Genomic DNA, 13,883 nt, shown 5'->3' with positions numbered 1-13,883 from the left:
TAACCCTGGGTTTGCTTTAGCATGCCCTTAAATTTTAAAATGATGAACATTACCTTAAAAAACGTACCAACACGCTTCAGAAATATAGTCATGCTCAAATGGCTATTCCCTTTGTTGGTGACCATTTGGCTAATTATGCCAAAACTTATTCAGTTTCTTTATCCGCTTTCGGGGATGATAGACGCTGGTATTTTACAATTAATTGGATTAGGCTTTGCCTGTTGGCTGCTGGCACTCAGCTGTGCAATGCTCCTTAGCAAACCTATACACCGACATTTCACCTTGCTGTTAGTGCAAGATCATGTAGCACCTTTAACATCACTTACATCATGGCAACAACACGTATTATACTTGGCCTTTTATGCTGTATTGGTACTCTCGGCAACGGGATGTCTAATCGCCATTTGCTAGTACAACATAGCGCACAAAAAGAACTTGTAGCTATTGCCATTACACAACTGGGCGTGAGAGAGACGGGATCAAATAACCACGGTGCACATGTAAAGAAATACTTAGCTTATACGCATTTAAAGGAAGGACATTCCTGGTGTGCTGCTTTCGTGAGTTGGGTTTTTGGTCAGGCAGGATATAGTCAACCACAAACGGCATGGTCGCCGGCTTTATTCCCCAAAGGAAAGCAGGTGCTCGTTCCGCATTCTGGTGATGTATTAGGTTTGTATTCGACTGAAAAAGGTCGGATTGTACATTGTGGATTGGTAGAAAGAACGCAAAGTGATTGGGTGATTGCTATTGAAGGGAATACCAATGTTAATGGGAGTAGTGATGGTGATGGGGTGTATCGGAAGTGGCGCCATCGAAAGACTATTGCGTTATATGCGCATTGGTTGCCATGATTTGGTTTTATTTAGTTGTTAAAAGATACCTTCTCTTGAAATTAGAGAGGGTTTCTTTTTTAGTTCACGTCAGCTCTTTGGGGCACTGCTTTCTAGACTCGTCATACCCAACTCGATTGGGTATCCTAATGCGAAATACATTCAAAAAGTTTAGTTAACCTAAATAGTGTCGATCTCTTGCCGCGGGGGCAAATAAGCTATCGTCATTTCGAGCGTAGCCGAGAACCACGTTTGCTCAGCGAAGCTAAATCTTTACACTAAATAATAAGTTCAAAGATTTAGCTTCGCTTTCTTTTAGTTCTCCATTTCGCTGCGCTACAGTCGAAAGGAGGGATTATTGTTTTTCCGCTCTTTGCCGCGGGGGCATCAAACTTTTCCCTTGATGGAAAAGTATGCAAAAGATCAAGCCAGGAACGAAGCTTCCCCGCTATAGGCTCACGCATGGCCCGCCGTTCCTGTCTACCCTACGCTCTTGGGTTCCTGCCAAGACAATTTGATAGTGATGAGAGTAATGGATCGTCATTTCGAGCGTAGCAGAGAAATCTTTACACTAAGTAATAATTCAAGGATTTAGCTTCGCTTTCTTTTAGTTCTCCATTTCGCTGCGCTCCAGTCGAAATGACGGATTATTATTTGTCCGCTCTTTGCCGCGGGGGCATCAAACTTTTCCCTTGATGGAAAAGTATGCAAAAGATCAAGCCAGGAACGATGCTTCCTCGCTAGGCTTACGCTGGCCCGCCGTTCCTGTCGGCCCTACGCTCTTGGGGCAGTGCTTTCTAGACTCGTCATACCCAACTCGATTGGGTATCCTAATGCGAAATACATTCAAAAAGTTTAGTTAACCTAAATAGTGTCGATCTCTTGCCGCGGGGGCAAATAAGCTATCGTCATTTCGAGCGTAGCCGAGAACCACGCTTGCTCAGCGAAGCTAAATCTTTGCATTTTGCACTTTTTGTTGTCCGCTCTTTGCCACGGGGGCATCAAACTTTTCCCTTGATGGAAAAGTATGCAAAAGATCAATTCAGGAACGATGCTTCCTCGCTAGGCTTACGCTGGCCCGCCGTTCCTGTCGGCCCTACGCTCTTGGGTTCCTGCTAAGACAATTTGATAGTGATAAGAGTAACGGATCGTCATTTCGAGCATAGCCGAGAACCACGCAGTGCTCAGCGAAGCTAAATCTATGCACCAAAACCACGCTTGCTCAGCGAAGCTAAATCTTTCCATTTTGCACTAAGTATTAGGTCCAAAGATTTAGCTACGCTTTCTTTTAGTTCTCCATTGCGCTGCGCTCCAGTCGAAATGACGGATTGTTGTTACCCTTTCAGTGCAATATAGGTTTTACGGTCTTGTCTACTCCTATTTATGCTTTGCTACAACTTTGATGTCGAATTCAAGGGTGTCGGAAATGGTTTGATCGGCTAAATTCTCTAAGAACTTCCCAGATTTATAACGGATCCCCCACTCCGTTCGGTCAATATTCAGTTTGCCACTTGCATTAACAACTCCGTCTTTAATTTGTACTTGAGCAGTAAATGTAACTGGTCGTGTGATGCCTTTAATGGTAAGGTCGCCTGTAATTTGCATCATTGCTGTATGTAGTGGCTCAACTGCAGTAATTGTTATCGTAGCAGTAGGAAAATTTTTGACATCAAAGAAATCAGGGTTTTTTAAGTGATTAATTAATCCATTATTTTTTCCATGCTTATTGTCTTCAATCGTATTCATGTCTACCTCCAATGTACCACCTATGAGTTGATTGTCTTCTACCTTCAACTCACCTTTCGAGAAATAAACATATCCTGTATGTGCATTAGCGCCAATTTGCATTGCACCTCTCCAAACTACTACACTTTCCTTTGTATCGATTGGCACGTATTTTTCATCGCCCACATGTAATGATACCGGATTTGCTGATGCATTTGCATTGTTTTTCTTTTCTTCTTTTATTGGTCTACTGCAAGCAAAGGACAAGGTTGTAGTGATAATAAGGAGGTAATTTAGGGGTAGTTTGTTGTACATAATTGTAGTTTTTAAGGGTTTAAATATTTAATTAATTCAAGTTTTAAAGTCAATCCTTAGTTGTGTATGCTCTTTGTATATTCACATTTATGCGTCATACCACGAAGCCTTAGCTGTGTCCGCTCTTTGCCGCGGGGGTGAATAAGCTATCGTCATTTCGAGCGTAGCCGAGAAACCTTTACACAAAATACTAGGTTCAAAGATTTCTCCATTTCGCTGCGCTCCAGTCGAAAGGACGGATTGCTATTTGTCCGCTCTTTGCCGCGGGGCATCAAACTTTTCCCTTGATGGAAAAGTATGCAAAAGATCAAGCCAGGAACGATGCTTCCACGCTCTGGGCTCACGCTGGCCCGCCGTTCCTGTCTGCCCTACGCTCTTGGGTTCCTGCTAAAGTATCGTCATTTCGAGCGTAGCCGAGAAACCTGTGCACTTTGCAAAAGATAGGTCCAAAGATTTCTCCATTTCGCTGCGCTCCAGTCGAAAGGACGGATTGTTGTTGGTCCGCTCTTTGCCGCGGGGCGAATAAGTTATCGTCATTTCGAGCGTAGCCGAGAACCACGCAGTGCTCAGCGAAGCTAAATCTTTGAACTTTGCACCAAAACCACATTTGCTAAGCGAAGCTAAATCCTTGCCCTTTGCACTAAGATAACTTCAAAGATTTAGCTACGCTTTCTTTAGTTCTCCACTTCACTGCGCTCCAGTCGAAAGGACGGATTGTTATTAGTTTCGTTGGTATCATAATTTATTTTTAATATTGACAATTGTTTTAACGTCCAATAATGATTGAGTGGAACGGCAGCGAAATTACTTTGATGGGTGTATGCTGAGGAATTTGGATTGTAAATAAAAATGTAAACTTTGTAAATAAAATAATTGACAATGTTTGATCGGCAAAATCTCCTGTTCGGGAAAGGAAAGTACCTGTTAGGATCAATACTATTCTTGTTTATTGCTATCGCCTGCGTGGCTTTTCGCATGGAGGATAAGGATGATTTTGAGCATTCTAGAAGGGAAATTTCGCTTCGCAAGATTGGTGATGAACTCCTTTTGCAATCGGGCGATAGTACTTCTCGAGTACTTCCCTTAAAAAAGATCGCTGACAACGAATACCAAATCAGCTTTGAGCATGACCTTAGCTTTCAACCAGAGGTATTAGTCAATACCATTAGAAATTTGCTGATTAAAGATCCACTTACTAGCGACTATATTGTTAACGTACTTAACTGTAAAAAGGACAGTATAGTTTATGGCTATGCGATTTCAAAAGATAAAAAAGATGATATCGTGAGCTGCATAGGAAGAAAGCAACCTAAAACATGTTATACTATCAATATAAAATTTAAACCAAAGGGTGTAGCTATCGCAAAGAATGAATACTTTTTAGGCGGTCTGTCGTTTTTAGCTTTTATTGGGTTTGTGTTCTTAGGCACGACAAAACCAAAAAGGGCTTTACTTCGCAATGATCAAGAAACCGGTGTATTTACCTTAGGATCTATGTTCTTCGATATGAAAAATCGAATACTTACCATACATGGGCAACCGATAGAGTTGACTAAAACTGAAAGTCGTGTACTTGGCATTTTTGCATCCAGTCCTAATGAAACGATCGAACGCAGCAGGCTGCAAAAAGAAATATGGGAAGATGAGGGTGTAATTGTAGGTCGCAGCTTGGATATGTTCATTTCTAAATTGAGGAAGAAGCTCGAAGTTGATCCGAATATCCAAATTGTTGTGGTTCGAGGTAAAGGATATAAGTTGGAGATTTAATGCCTTTTGTTTAAGGTTTTCTTTGGATTTCGTCATGCTCAGCTTGACTGGGCATCTTAATGCTGTAGCGAGGAAATATTAAGCTCAAGGGAATGACTAGCCAAAAATGTGAAGTATATTTATCGCATTACGATTCCCGTCTTCACGGGAATGACGAACACGTTTTAATGGGAATAACGAAGATCAGACGTTACTCATTTACTTTTATTACTCACAGCCTGTAAAATCAATTTTAAGGAATTTACTCGACTTCCATTGTATCCAACCCTCCATTGGTATATATTCCCTTGACTCATCCATACATTCGTTAGTTGAGCGTATTTTGATTTGATCTCCTTTCACGTCTAACACCGTAAATACTTGGGATGCGCTTTGATCAAGGATTTTTCCTGAGGCATCTTTTAACAAATTGCAGGGTCTTAGCACTACTATACTATTTTTTAGGTAATCACTCCAATTAGTGTAGGTAAACTTCACATCGGCCTTTTTAACTTTTCTCTTTTCCTTGTTCACATAAACAATTAAATATTCCTTATTGGTAGCTGGGTTTTCTGCATCAAAATCAAATGCGGCAAAATCGTAATTCGTCACTAATTTTCTAGCGACGGTTTTCTGTGGCATATCAAGGGTATAGTAGGACTGGTTGTCGTTTAGGACCAAGAAACCAAAAATACTTCCATCCATATCATAGAAATTTAACCTCTTGTGCAAATCCAGCTCAAAAGAGATAATACCCTCACCTCTGATTTGGTCTTCCGTGTAGGTAGAAAAAACATTGGGCTCTTCATATTCCAAGTGTTCGCCTGGCTCACATGGGCCTTGATTTAATGAAGCCTTTACTTCCTTCTTATTTGCTGAATCTGGTTTCGCCTCCCCTTTCACGTTTGGCGTTTTTGCAGCTTGCTGGCAAGCAAATAGTGTTATGGTGATCGCTAGAAAGGTATAGATGAGTCTATTTTTCATGAGGACAGATTTTAGTGCTAAGCTATAGATATCGCAAAGCGTTAGTTTGCAAAATCCATAAGAAGATTAATAAAATAGGCAAAATGGAAAGGATAATTTTCACTGGTCTTTTTAATGTAGTATGGCTTTGTCGATTAGTAAGGACGTTAAAGACGCCTATTACCCCCCATATATATAGGCCTAAGGAGATGATAAGATAAGGTGTGAAATTCGAGGTACCGATGCCTAAGGCCACCTCGTAAAACAATGGCGAGGTAATAAGCATACAAAGAGCGCCGATGATAGCAGCAGTTTTACGCTGGTAAAGCGCTAACGTGGATGCGCCTACAAATAGCACAACCGAACTTCCTAAATTAATGTAAGGTAAAACATCAGTAGGTTCGTCGAATCCCCAAAAGAACATGGTGAGATAAAAGATAAAAAATCCATATCCAAAAAATGGAATATACAGTTTCAGCATATACGCTTAGATTACGTCGAACAATTTTAAGTGAAAATTCGATCATTAAATTCATTTTAGGTAACGAATGGGAACTAACATTAGTTTTAAAAGTACAACAAAATCATCTAGCAAAAGCTAATCTGTTTACTGTGTTGAATGGCTCAGATCCTGTGATATGGGTATTTGAGACAAACTCAAGCCTGCCATCTCGTGCCTCAATGCTTGCATTTTTGTTTCCCACCATCCATAAAGCCTTTGGCTTCATGCTGTTTGAAAACAAAAAAGCCTTTTCTGCTATGCAGAAAAGGCTTATCATGTGTCGGGATGGCAGGATGACCTACGTTTCACTGCGGTGAACCTGAGAAGGGGAGATCCAAACCAAAACCCTTCGCCCCTCTCATTTTTCGGGACTTGTTTTTTGTGTTGCCCCTGCGCTTTCAAGCTTTGAGCTTGAGCTGGCTGCAAAACAAAAAACCCCGTAGCAAAAGCTACAGGGTTTTAGTTTGTCGGGATGGCAGGATTCGAACCTACGACCTCCTGCTCCCAAAGCAGGCGCGATACCGGGCTACGCTACATCCCGAACTTGGTATCACCTTTTTTGACCCTTTTGCGAAAGTGGAATCATACTTTTTGTCGGGGTGGCAGGATTCGAACCTACGACCTCCTGCTCCCAAAGCAGGCGCGATACCGGGCTACGCTACACCCCGAAAACTTAGTATCACCTTTTGACCCTTTTGCGAGGGATTGCAAAGTAACGGTTTTAATATGGGAAAAACCATTAAATTGAAGTTTTAAATTTGATGCGGAGGAAGAGGGATTCGAACCCTCGGTACCGTTGCCAGTACGACAGTTTAGCAAACTGTTCCTTTCGGCCACTCAGGCATCCCTCCGTATACTCAAAATATCCGTTTTGAGGTTGCAAATATAGCAATTCATTGATGTTTACAAAAAAAAATTATGTTGTTTGTAAATAATCTATTCTTACATGATAGATACTCATTAGCATTGTCTTGAATATCAGCTTTATAGTTTCTAAATCTTTTAATGTTAAATCGCAATTATCTAACTGATCCTGCTCTAGTTTGTAGTTAATTATTCTTTCAACCAGGTCATTTATACTTTGAGCATCTGGATTTTTTAAACTTCTTGAGGCTGCTTCCACAGAATCTGCTAGCATTAAAACGCCTGTTTCCTTAGAGAAAGGAATGGGTCCGGGGTAACGGAAAATATTCTCATCAACAAATTTCTCAGGTGAGTTCTTTAAAAAAGATTGATAAAAATAATCTACACGTGTATTACCATGATGCGTTCTAATAAAATCGATTACATTCTCTGGCAATTTATGCTTGCGTGTAATCTCTATGCCTTTATGTACGTGTTTAATAATGATTTGCGCACTTTGTTCATAAGGCAACTTATCGTGGGGACTGGTTGAGGTATTTTGGTTCTCGATAAAATATTGTGGGTTCTCCATTTTACCAATATCGTGGTATAATGCTCCTGCCCTTACCAATAATGAATTTCCGCCAATTTTAAAAATAGCTGCTTCTGCAAGATTTGCTACTTGTAGTGAGTGCTGGAATGTTCCTGGAGCTTTGAACGCGAGCTCCCTCAACAATTTATTATTGGTATTGGTAAGCTCTATTAAAGCCACATCTGAGGTAATTCCAAATACACGTTCAAATGCATAAATTAACGGATATGCCAATAAGGAAAGTAATACACTAAAAATAAAAGGCAAGAAGTTCATCCATTCTATTTGTTTGATAGATCCTTCTCTTAACAAGGCTATACCCACAAAAGACACAAAATACGCTGCCAAAATAAAGAAAGCAGACACTAACAATTGCTCTCTCTTAATTAGGTTTTTAATGCTGTAGATAGCCACCATACCCGCAGTAGTCTGATAAAACACAAACTCGAAGCTATTTGGCACAAAAAACCCTGCCACTAAAATTACCAGCAAGTGCAAATTGAGTGCTAAACGCGTATCAAACAATATCCTGATAATAATGGGTACAATACAAAAAGGAATGTAATATAAGCTAGGTAAGTTGAGTTTTATAGCCCAAGTTAATGCCAATAGCATAGATGTAATGACCAACAAAAGCAAGGATAGCTGACGATTATCGGCAAAAATATCTTTCCTAAATAGAAACAAAAATACCATCAACAAGGTAATGATAAAGCCTACTAGTAATACTTGCCCTAAATAAACCAATCTATTGTCACCTATGGTTTTGGTTTGGGCTTCATAAGCATCTTTATAGGATAGCAGTTTTTGATACACTTCATCGTCAATAATATTACCCTTTGCCACAATCAACTCACCTTTTTGCACCATACCTTTCGTTGTAGAAAGACTATTAAGTGTACTATTTTGAACGGTGAGGGTTAATTCTTCATCAAAAATAATGTTGGGTTTTAAATGGCTTTCTACTAAATCTATAACGGCATCTTTAACTCTTGCGTTAATAGACCTGTAGTTGCTTTTAAAATAATCTAAGGCACTTTCTACAGTGAAAACATCCTGAGAATTACTTTTTATGGAAACGTTATTATTGAGCAACGAGAAATCGTAATTTTTCCCATCTTTTTGATGTTTAGCGGTTAATCCGATGATCCCTTTCTTGTATACCAGCTCTAGCATTTTATAGGCCGCTTGCTTAGCGCCCTCCTTTTCATTTTCTGCAAATGCGTTGGACTTCCATTTTACGTCGAATTCATTCAAAAAGGCTTCGCTTTGTCCTTTAAATACATCCTCATCATATTTATAAATAGGTAGTACATTATTTAATGCGTCTTTTTTATCGATCACTACCTGAGGTGAGGTTTTTAAAATAGCAAAACTAAATGGAGAAATTAAATCTTTATTCATCCAGGTCTTGCCCTTCTCAAATTCATATCTAAATCGTGGTTGTTTTGGCAAATAAAGTGTAATGACAAACACACAAACTACCATCATCACATACTTAATGTTAGATGAATATTTACGATAAAGTACTTTAGGATTTTTTCTGATTTTGGCCAAAATAGTACAGGTTGATTTACCCAAAATTAAGATTATTTCATCATAATTAACCTATTAGCGAATTAACTAATTGACTTATTGTAAATTTTATTTGCTTATATCGAAATTTATGCTTCACTTTATGATATCAAATTAATATCAATCATGTATCAAGAAAAAATTATCAATCCACCATCTGGCTACTTAGCATTAGTTTTATTTTTAGGACTTTTAGCTACTGCCATATTTTGCTTCGTCGCAGAAATGTTTGTTTTTGGGAGCATCATTTTAACGCTTAATTTCTTGCTGGTTATGCCAGGATTAATTATTGTAAACCCTAACGAATCAAAAGTATTAACCCTATTTGGGCAATATGTGGGCACCGTAAAATCGGACGGTTTCTTTTGGGTGAACCCTTTTACTTCTAAAAGTAAATTATCACTTCGTGCACGTAACTTAAACGGTCAACAATTGAAAGTTAATGATAAAATGGGTAATCCAATTGAAATTGCGGCAGTTATTGTATGGCAAGTTAAGGAAACGGCAAAAGCCACCTTTGCTGTAGAAAATTATTTGCAATATGTGAATATACAGAGTGAGGCGGCAGTTAGACATTTGGCAAATAGTTTTGCCTATGACCATATGGAAGATGAAAGCGCAGAGATTACCTTAAAAGATGGTGCCGAAAAGGTAAGCGTTCTTTTAGAAGGAGAATTAAACGAGCGTCTTTCTAGAGCTGGAATTGAAGTAATTGAAGCACGTATTTCTCACTTAGCTTATGCACAAGAAATTGCAAGTGCCATGTTACAACGTCAACAAGCTACCGCCGTTATTGCCGCAAGAAGATTAATTGTGGAAGGTGCAGTTGGTATGGTGGAGATGGCTTTAGACAAATTATCTCAAAAAGGTATTGTAGAGTTAGATGAAGAACGTAAAGCCGCAATGGTGAGCAATTTATTAGTGGTACTTTGTGGAGATAGACATGTGCAACCTGTTGTAAATACTGGTACACTATACAATTAGATGGAATTTAGAGAAGTACAAAAGTTAAAATTATGGTGGTTATATATTCTTTTGGGTATAGAGACCATCATAACTGGAAGTATTTTATTTTTAGATAAGGGTGGAATAACGATGCACGATTTAAAAGCAAGTTATTTTGCCCCCATTTGGGCATTGGTATTGCCTTATGTGTTAGTTCATTTTATTACAAACAACTCCCTTACTTTAGTGATTGATCAATGTGGGCTAAGTTATCGATACTGGCCATTTACAAGAAGACGAGAAATCTCATGGACTAAGATCACTAAAATTTACCTTCGAAAATATGATGCATTTGGGGAATATGGTGGTTGGGGAATAAAATATCGCCTTTGGTTTAAATTTAGTGACAAAGCTTATATTTTTAACGACAACAACGTAGGTTTGCAATTAGAATTGAGTAATCACAAAAAACTACTTTTTAGCACCACTAAAGCAGATGAGCTTTCACTTTTTCTCATCAACTTAAAACGCCAATATAACATAGGAGCTATAGAAACCGATGTCAGAGAAAGATAAAAAAGCATTTGTGTTAAGAATAAACCCAGCATTGCTTAAAGAAATAGAGCAATGGGCGGCTAATGAGTTTAGGAGTACGAATGGGCAAATTGAATTTCTATTAAACGAAGCTATTAAAGCAAAAAAGAAAGTTAAAGCTAAAAAATCAGGTTCTGAAGAATAAGCTATCGTCATTTCGAGCGTAGCCGAGAACCACATTTGCTCAGCGATGCTAAACCTTTGCACTCCTAAAGATAGGTTCAAGGATTTCTCCATTTCGCTGCGCTACAGTCGAAATGACGGATTGTTATTGTCCGCTCTTTGCCGCGGTGGCATCAAACTTTTCCCTTGATGGAAAAGTAAGCAAAAGATCAAGCCAGGAACGAAGCTTCCACGCTATAGGCTTACGCTGGCCCGCCGTTCCTGTCTGCCCCACGCTCTTGGGTACGAGCTAAATCAATTAGACAGTATAAGAATATGCTATCGTCTTTTCGAGCGTAGTCGAGAACCACGTTTGCTCAGCGAAGCTAAATCTTTGCATTAAGTATAAGTTCAAGGATTTAGCTTCGCTTTCTTTTAGTTCTCCATTTCGCTGCGCTCCAGTCGAAAAGACGGATTGTTATTCCGCTCTTTGCCGCGGGGCATCAAACTTTTCCCTTGATGGAAAAGTATGCAAAAGATCAAGTCAGGAACGAAGCTTCCACGCTGTGGGCTCCCGCTGGCCCGCCGTTCCTGTCTGCCCTACGCTCTTGGTTCCTGCCAAGACAATTTGATAGTGATAAGAATAAACGAATCGTCATTTCGAGCGTAGCCGAGAACCACATTTGCTTAGCGAAGCTAAATCTTTGCACTAAATATACGTTCAAAGATTTAGCTACGCTTTCTTTTAGTTCTCCATTTCGCTGCGCTTCAGTTGAAAGGACGGATTGTTATTTGTCCGCTCTTTTACTGGGCGTATCACGCTGTCGGTCAGCTTTAAATCATAAAGCTAGCGCTCGGAAGTAAAAAACAAGGTTTAATGCAGAAATCTGTGCTCAAATAGCTAAATTGCGCCACCAAATATTAAATAATATTATATGAAAGATGTAGTCATTGTAGCTGCAATCAGAACGCCTGTTGGTAGTTTTGGAGGCTCATTAGCTGGTTTTTCTGCTACTCAATTAGGCGGATTTGCCATTAAAGCAGTTGTAGAAAAAGCAGGTTTAAAACCAGAAAATATTCAAGAAGTTTATATGGGCAATGTGCTGTCTGCCAATTTGGGACAAGCACCTGCTACACAAGCTGCAAAATTTGCAGGCTTACCAGATTTACCTGCCACTACTGTAAATAAAGTTTGCGCATCGGGAACTAAAGCCATTATGTTAGCTGCACAAAGCATTGCGCTTGGACAAAATGATATTGTAGTAGCTGGTGGTATGGAAAGCATGAGTAATGTACCTTACTACTTAGACAAAGCTCGTAACGGCTATCGCTTAGGTCATGGGCAGCTTACAGATGGCTTGATAAAAGATGGCTTATGGGATGTTTATAACGATTATCACATGGGTTCGGCAGCAGAATTATGTGCCGAAACGTGTGGCATTACTCGCGAAGCACAAGATAACTTTGCAACAGAATCATACAAAAAAGCACAGGCTGCGCAAGCAACTGGAAAATTCAGTGAAGAAATTGTTCCTGTAGAACTTAAAGATCGCAAAGGCGAGATTACTTTATTTAGTAATGATGAAGAACCATTTGCCGTAAAATTTGATAAAATACCTAGCTTAAAGCCAGTATTTAAAAAAGACGGAACAGTTACAGCTGCAAATGCATCTACTTTAAATGACGGCGCTGCAGCTTTAGTGTTAATGAGTGCAGATAAGGCAAAAGAAATGGGCATTAAACCGTTAGCTAAAATTTTAGCGTATGCAGATGCACAACAAGCTCCAGAGTGGTTTACAACTGCCCCATCTAAAGCTATTCCTTTGGCATTGAACAGAGCTAATTTAACTGTAGCAGATGTAGATTACTTCGAAATTAATGAGGCGTTTTCTGTAGTTTCGTTAGCAAATAACCAAGAGTTGGGCTTGAAAGAAGATACCGTAAATGTAAATGGTGGGGCTGTTGCTATTGGCCATCCACTAGGTGCTTCCGGAGCTAGAATAGTGGTAACATTACTTTCTGTTTTACAACAGAACAATGGTAAGATTGGTGTTGCTGGTATTTGTAATGGTGGTGGTGGCGCCAGTGCAATAGTTGTAGAAAACTTGCGTTAATCAACTATGGTTAAAGCTTTTAAAGGTTATTTATTACTTTTTGTTATAGTAGGCGTATGGTGTGCAAAATCAAGCGCACAACACACTTACAATGTTAATGGCAATCCAAAATTAGATCTTTATCAAGATTCCTTAGTTGTTTTAAGTGAAGCCACTTTTGCAGCTAAGGATGATCTTTCTCGTTTTGAAAAAAATGCGCAGTTTGTTAAAAAATTGGTTACAGCATTAAAAGTTAATGACTCATTTAAATACAACTTTGATTCTTTAAAACGAGTTTCTATCTTAAAATCACCTGATAATTCCTTTCGCATTATTACTTGGTTTGTACCTACAGACCAAGGAACTTATCGTTATTATGGTACCATTCAGCTTGGAACAGTAAATGGGAGTTTGAATTTAATTCCATTAGCAGATAGTACTCCTACTATAACAGATGCAAATGCTATTACCAATGGAAAAAATTGGTATGGAGCTCGTTATTATGAAATGATTCCTGTTATTGTGAATGGAAAGCAACCTTATTTTATCCTTTTAGGTTGGAAAGGGAATGATCAGAAAACGACCAAAAAAGTAATTGAAGTATTGTCCTTTGAAAAAAATGAAGCTATTTTCGGAAAGAATATTTTTGAAACGGTTAAAAACGGAGCGTTAAAAAACAGGGTTATTTTTGAATATAATAAGCTTAATTCGATGACTTTGACTGTTGATGCAAAAACGAGCATGATTGTTTTCGATCATTTAGCGCCATACGACCCTAAAATGGTTAATAATTTTGAATATTATGGCTCTGACCTAAGTTTCGATGGCTACAAGTTAACTTGGGGCAAATTATCGTTGGTTGAGAATATAGAATTAAAAAATGACCCCTCTCCAAACGATGATTTGTATGGCAAACCAGTAAAAGCATCTACTATTGTTACAAAATCAATTCACTGACGCACTCTTAGATGCATTTTAAAATTTGTTACTATGCGTACATGTACTTATCTTGCAAGTTGAAAATTACACACAAATTAAAAAACTATAAAACTTTA

Annotated in this window: 13 protein-coding genes and 3 tRNA genes; 9 read left to right on the top strand and 7 right to left on the bottom strand. The window is 38.9% G+C overall.

Annotated features, from left to right (window positions below; translation table 11 throughout):
• Positions 1 to 21 precede the first annotated feature (21 nt).
• Entirely contained in the window at positions 22 to 411 is a 390-nt protein-coding gene (locus tag HQN85_RS15680) for a hypothetical protein (RefSeq protein WP_216847206.1), read from the top strand.
• Positions 330 to 854 (top strand): C40 family peptidase, encoded by a 525-nt coding sequence (locus tag HQN85_RS02480; RefSeq protein ID WP_173268764.1) that lies wholly within the window; start codon positions 330 to 332, stop codon positions 852 to 854. Before HQN85_RS15680 ends, HQN85_RS02480 begins: the two co-directional genes overlap by 82 nt.
• Positions 855 to 2,210: 1,356 nt before the next feature.
• On the opposite strand, the gene HQN85_RS02475 is transcribed toward HQN85_RS02480, so the two are convergent.
• Positions 2,211 to 2,873 (bottom strand): YceI family protein, encoded by a 663-nt coding sequence (locus tag HQN85_RS02475; RefSeq protein WP_173268763.1) that lies wholly within the window; start codon positions 2,871 to 2,873, stop codon positions 2,211 to 2,213.
• Between the two features lie 879 nt (positions 2,874 to 3,752).
• Here HQN85_RS02475 and HQN85_RS02470 point away from each other — a divergent pair.
• Positions 3,753 to 4,640, top strand: coding sequence for a winged helix-turn-helix domain-containing protein (locus HQN85_RS02470; protein WP_173268762.1), 888 nt, complete (start codon positions 3,753 to 3,755; stop codon positions 4,638 to 4,640).
• A 207-nt stretch (positions 4,641 to 4,847) separates the two neighbouring features.
• Here HQN85_RS02470 and HQN85_RS02465 read toward each other — a convergent pair whose 3' ends face one another.
• Positions 4,848 to 5,603 carry a hypothetical protein gene (locus HQN85_RS02465; RefSeq protein WP_173268761.1) on the bottom strand — a complete coding sequence of 252 codons (756 nt, stop codon included), beginning with the start codon at positions 5,601 to 5,603 and terminating at the stop codon, positions 4,848 to 4,850.
• A 22-nt stretch (positions 5,604 to 5,625) separates the two neighbouring features.
• Complete coding sequence (locus HQN85_RS02460; protein WP_173268760.1) at positions 5,626 to 6,063, bottom strand: hypothetical protein; 438 nt, start codon at positions 6,061 to 6,063, stop codon at positions 5,626 to 5,628.
• On the opposite strand from HQN85_RS02460, the gene HQN85_RS02455 reads away from it, so the two are divergent.
• Entirely contained in the window at positions 6,042 to 6,401 is a 360-nt protein-coding gene (locus tag HQN85_RS02455; RefSeq protein ID WP_173268759.1) for a hypothetical protein, read from the top strand. The two genes, HQN85_RS02460 and HQN85_RS02455, sit on opposite strands and share 22 nt — an antisense overlap.
• Before the next feature lie 150 nt (positions 6,402 to 6,551).
• Here the strand turns inward: HQN85_RS02455 and HQN85_RS02450 are convergent.
• The 4 genes from HQN85_RS02450 to HQN85_RS02435 form a co-directional block, all read right to left on the bottom strand.
• Positions 6,552 to 6,625 (bottom strand) — tRNA-Pro (locus HQN85_RS02450).
• Positions 6,626 to 6,678: 53 nt separating this feature from the next.
• A tRNA-Pro gene (locus HQN85_RS02445) sits at positions 6,679 to 6,752 on the bottom strand.
• A gap of 96 nt (positions 6,753 to 6,848) precedes the next feature.
• A tRNA-Ser gene (locus HQN85_RS02440) sits at positions 6,849 to 6,935 on the bottom strand.
• 65 nt (positions 6,936 to 7,000) lie between these two features.
• Positions 7,001 to 9,007, bottom strand: a complete 2,007-nt coding sequence (locus HQN85_RS02435; RefSeq protein ID WP_379115649.1) for an HD family phosphohydrolase — start codon at positions 9,005 to 9,007, stop codon at positions 7,001 to 7,003.
• A gap of 213 nt (positions 9,008 to 9,220) precedes the next feature.
• On the opposite strand from HQN85_RS02435, the gene HQN85_RS02430 reads away from it, so the two are divergent.
• The 5 genes from HQN85_RS02430 to HQN85_RS02410 all read left to right on the top strand — a co-directional run bounded on the left by HQN85_RS02430 (position 9,221) and on the right by HQN85_RS02410 (position 13,785).
• A complete protein-coding gene (locus HQN85_RS02430; protein WP_173268757.1) occupies positions 9,221 to 10,078 on the top strand; it encodes an SPFH domain-containing protein in 858 nt (285 codons plus the stop codon).
• A complete protein-coding gene (locus HQN85_RS02425) occupies positions 10,079 to 10,615 on the top strand; it encodes a hypothetical protein (RefSeq protein WP_173268756.1) in 537 nt (178 codons plus the stop codon).
• A complete protein-coding gene (locus tag HQN85_RS02420; RefSeq protein ID WP_173268755.1) occupies positions 10,599 to 10,778 on the top strand; it encodes an Arc family DNA binding domain-containing protein in 180 nt (59 codons plus the stop codon). The genes HQN85_RS02425 and HQN85_RS02420 overlap by 17 nt, the downstream gene beginning before the upstream one ends.
• Positions 10,779 to 11,670: 892 nt before the next feature.
• The gene (locus HQN85_RS02415) at positions 11,671 to 12,849 is read left to right on the top strand and encodes an acetyl-CoA C-acyltransferase (protein ID WP_173268754.1); all 1,179 of its coding nucleotides are present in this window, start codon (positions 11,671 to 11,673) and stop codon (positions 12,847 to 12,849) included.
• 6 nt (positions 12,850 to 12,855) lie between these two features.
• A complete protein-coding gene (locus HQN85_RS02410; protein WP_173268753.1) occupies positions 12,856 to 13,785 on the top strand; it encodes a hypothetical protein in 930 nt (309 codons plus the stop codon).
• Positions 13,786 to 13,883 lie beyond the last annotated feature (98 nt).

The organism is Pedobacter boryungensis (assembly GCF_013204825.1).
GTDB lineage: Bacteria > Bacteroidota > Bacteroidia > Sphingobacteriales > Sphingobacteriaceae > Pedobacter > Pedobacter boryungensis.
This window is presented reverse-complemented; position numbering and strand designations above follow the sequence as displayed.

Bases quoted from the DNA above. Each gene is read 5' to 3' on its own strand.
- HQN85_RS02460 (WP_173268760.1), bottom strand. From the start codon at position 6,063: ATGCTGAAACTGTATATTCCATTTTTTGGATATGGATTTTTTATCTTT.
- HQN85_RS02465 (WP_173268761.1), bottom strand. From the start codon at position 5,603: ATGAAAAATAGACTCATCTATACCTTTCTAGCGATCACCATAACACTA.
- HQN85_RS02430 (WP_173268757.1), top strand. From the start codon at position 9,221: ATGTATCAAGAAAAAATTATCAATCCACCATCTGGCTACTTAGCATTA.
- HQN85_RS02480 (WP_173268764.1), top strand. From the start codon at position 330: ATGGCAACAACACGTATTATACTTGGCCTTTTATGCTGTATTGGTACT.
- HQN85_RS02415 (WP_173268754.1), top strand. From the start codon at position 11,671: ATGAAAGATGTAGTCATTGTAGCTGCAATCAGAACGCCTGTTGGTAGT.
- HQN85_RS02420 (WP_173268755.1), top strand. From the start codon at position 10,599: ATGTCAGAGAAAGATAAAAAAGCATTTGTGTTAAGAATAAACCCAGCA.
- HQN85_RS02425 (WP_173268756.1), top strand. From the start codon at position 10,079: ATGGAATTTAGAGAAGTACAAAAGTTAAAATTATGGTGGTTATATATT.
- HQN85_RS02435 (WP_379115649.1), bottom strand. From the start codon at position 9,007: ATGGTAGTTTGTGTGTTTGTCATTACACTTTATTTGCCAAAACAACCA.
- HQN85_RS02475 (WP_173268763.1), bottom strand. From the start codon at position 2,873: ATGTACAACAAACTACCCCTAAATTACCTCCTTATTATCACTACAACC.
- HQN85_RS02410 (WP_173268753.1), top strand. From the start codon at position 12,856: ATGGTTAAAGCTTTTAAAGGTTATTTATTACTTTTTGTTATAGTAGGC.
- HQN85_RS15680 (WP_216847206.1), top strand. From the start codon at position 22: ATGCCCTTAAATTTTAAAATGATGAACATTACCTTAAAAAACGTACCA.
- HQN85_RS02470 (WP_173268762.1), top strand. From the start codon at position 3,753: ATGTTTGATCGGCAAAATCTCCTGTTCGGGAAAGGAAAGTACCTGTTA.
- HQN85_RS02455 (WP_173268759.1), top strand. From the start codon at position 6,042: ATGGAATATACAGTTTCAGCATATACGCTTAGATTACGTCGAACAATT.